Below are 3,006 nucleotides of genomic sequence, written 5' to 3' on the forward strand. Positions count from 1 at the left end.
GCTCTCGGAAAGCACGATGCGGCCCGCAACCTGGGCCTGCGCCAGAGCCTGGCGCTGGAGCATCATCTTCGCCAGGTTCCCGAAGACGCCCGCGCCCACATCTTGCTTGCCGCTCTTTACGCGGCCCGGGGACGCACTGAGGACGCCGTTCGCGAGGCCCAGTTCGCCGTTTCGCTGCGGCCCAACGACGCCACCCTGCTCTACAACGTCGCCTGTACCTACGGACAGATGAACCGGAAGCAGGAAGCCCTGGACGCCATCAAGAAGGCCTGGGAGGCCGGCTTCACCGACGCCAACTGGGCCCGCCGCGATCCCGATCTCGCCATCCTTCGCGGCGACCCGGAATTCGAACGCCTCTACCCCGAAACGCCTACTGGGAACTAAGGGCACGACGCCGCTGAAACCACCCTCCACCTCCTCGCGCTGACGTACCGCCAGATGTCAGTCGGGTGGCAGCCCCACACGGCGGACGCGGAACGCGACCGGGCTGCGCTTCGGACTATTTCCCGTCCAATTCCAGCCGGGCCACGAACTGCAGTTCGCGGTCGAACGCCCAGCTCGCCCACCACGGATACAGTCCCACCTTCTTGTCCCACTCCGCCACCGTGAGCCCCAGCTTCCGGCAGGCCTCCATCCATTCCGCGTAGGTCCAGTAGTGATACGGCAGCGCCACCCCGTGGCGCGCGTTGCTCACCCGGTCCATGAAGCGCAGCGTCGGCCCCGCCAGGAAACCCGTGAGCGTGTGGTCTTTCAGCACGATGGCCCGCCGCGCCACGCGCACCGCTTCCCTCAGCAGCGCCAGGGGATCGTCCGCATGATGCAGCACGTTCACCAGCATCACCGCGTCAAAACTCTTGTCGGGAAACGGAATGGTCTTGCCGTCGTACAGCTCGATGGGCCGGTAGGTCTTCTTGCGGATCAGCACTTCGATGCCGCGGATGGAAAGGTCCGGCCGCTTCCGGGAAAGCATCTCGTCCAGCAGGCCATCGCCGCAGCCCACGTCGAGCACGGTCGCGTTCTGCGGCACCAGCCGCGCCAGGTGCTCGCTCAGGATGCGCACCCGCCGCGGAAACACGTACCCGGAATGGATGGCGTCCATCAGCCGCATTGCGCGGCCAGTATAAATCCCGTCATGCGGATGCCCGAGCCCTGACGCCCCCAGGCCCTACGTAACGCGCGAGGGCGCGCCGCGACCCAATCTAGTCCGCCACCCGCTCCCACACCGTGATGTTGGTCTTCCACCCCTGCTCTTGTCGCTTGGCGAACGACGCCTTGATGTGCGGCGTCTGCTTGTGTTCTTCCAGCGCCGCGGGATTGCGCCATACCTCCAGGCGCATGAATTCGTTCTTCTTCACCGGCGACTGGTACAGGTCATACCGGAGATTGCCGGCTTCGGCGCGTGTCGGTGCCGCCAGCGCCAGCAATTCCCGCTTCAACTCGTCCTCTTTGCCCTCCAGGCCGGTAATAAAGGTCACCGCGGTCAGCAGGTCGTCCGCTTGTGCCGCATCCTTTTTGGCCGACGCCGGCGTCTTCATCTCTACCAGGATGCCGGTGGCGTCGGTCTCCCCGATGTTCAGCGGCGAGTGGGTTACGCCCTCGCCGTAGAACACGTCGCCCGCCTTGGCTTCGCGGACGCGCTCCGTGCCGTCGGGAAAGCGGAAGCGGATCTTGAACGGCGTCAGCACGTAGGTCACCGCCGCCGGATGCGTATGGAATTCCTCCGTGTCTCCCTTGCGTAGCGTGAAGTGCAGCACCCGCACCTTGTCGTTCTCCAGCAGCACTCGGTAGTTGTTCGGATACATGGGCACCGGATCCTGCGCCCAGGCAGCAGTGGAAAACAACAGCAGCGCCGCGGTGATGGCAAGTATCGTGCTTTGGTTGGACATGTCTTCTCCTTGTTGCGGCCGATTCGCGGGCGATGAAGCCGCGCCTGGCCTAGAATCCCGCTCCTTTGGTGGTCAGCCGGATGCGATACAGGGCGTGGTTGGAAGCGATGAACAGCGTCGAGCCGTCTTCGCCCCAGGCGCAATTCCCGGTGGCCACGCCAAAGTCGAATCGGCCCAGCAGCGTGCCATCCGGCGCGATCACGTAGATGCCTCCCGGCCCCGCCCCGAAAATGTTACCTTGCGCGTCCACCTTCAGCCCATCCGGGACGCCCGGACCGTTCTTCTTGAACGCCTCAGCTTCCAGCAGCACACGACCCTCACTCAGCGTTCCGTCTTCGCGGACCGCGAACGCCATCCACCGCGGGCCCAGCGAGTCGCTCACATACAGCGTCTTTTCATCGGGCGAGAATCCGATCCCGTTGGGCGCTTCGAGGTCGCGCGTCAGCAGCGTGAGCTTCCCGCCCTTCGACAACCGGTACACGCCCTGGAAGGGCAGTTCCTTCTGCGCGTCGTTGAAGGTTCCGGGCAGGCCGAACGGCGGATCGGTGAAATACAGGTTGCCGTTCGACTTGAACACCAGGTCGTTGGGACTGTTGATGCGCCTGCCCTGGTAGCGGTCCGCCAGCGTGGTGGTCTTGCCGTCCGTCTCGATGCGCGCGATCCGCCGGTCTCCATGCGCCGCGAAGTGTAGCCGCCCGGCCGCGTCGAATGCCAGGCCGTTCGAGCCCGGTTCGCGCCCCGTGAACGGTTCGCTGCCGGTGTAGCCGGTCGGAGTCAGGAACAGCCTGGCGCCCGTGCCCTCACGCCACTCGAAGATGGAATTCCGCGGCACGTCGGAGAACAGCAGCCGCCCGTTCTTGCGGTCCCACACCGGCCCTTCCACCCACTCGAAGCCGTCGGCGATCTTCTCGATCACAGCGTCCTTGGGCACCAGCTTGTCCAGCCTCGGATCCAGCCGAATGATGTTGGGCGTGACCTGAGTCGCGTCCTGCGCCTGGCTCGCCGCCAAACCAGACACCAGGGCGAACGCGAATGCAAAACCTATCGCAGCTATCCTCTTCATGGTCGCTTGCTGGGATTCGTTGGCGGAAGGAAAGTTCCAGCCGAGGCCGCCGACCGG

The 3,006-nt window shown here is 65.0% G+C and carries 4 protein-coding genes; 1 reads left to right on the forward strand and 3 read right to left on the reverse strand.

Going from position 1 to position 3,006, the window contains the following annotated elements; genetic code table 11:
• On the forward strand, nt 1-384 hold a 384-nt coding region (locus tag VLE48_15190; GenBank protein ID HSA94357.1), incomplete at its 5' end, for a hypothetical protein.
• Between the two features lie 115 nt (nt 385-499).
• Here the strand turns inward: VLE48_15190 and VLE48_15195 are convergent.
• From VLE48_15195 to VLE48_15205, 3 genes are all read right to left on the reverse strand, one after another.
• A complete protein-coding gene (locus VLE48_15195) occupies nt 500-1,099 on the reverse strand; it encodes a class I SAM-dependent methyltransferase (protein HSA94358.1) in 600 nt (199 codons plus the stop codon).
• 100 nt (nt 1,100-1,199) lie between these two features.
• Complete coding sequence (locus VLE48_15200; GenBank protein ID HSA94359.1) at nt 1,200-1,886, reverse strand: antibiotic biosynthesis monooxygenase; 687 nt, start codon at nt 1,884-1,886, stop codon at nt 1,200-1,202.
• A 49-nt stretch (nt 1,887-1,935) separates the two neighbouring features.
• On the reverse strand, nt 1,936-3,006 hold a 1,071-nt coding region (locus VLE48_15205; protein HSA94360.1), incomplete at its 5' end, for an SMP-30/gluconolactonase/LRE family protein.

This window comes from Terriglobales bacterium, assembly GCA_035454605.1.
Taxonomy (GTDB): domain Bacteria; phylum Acidobacteriota; class Terriglobia; order Terriglobales; family Acidobacteriaceae; genus DATMAB01.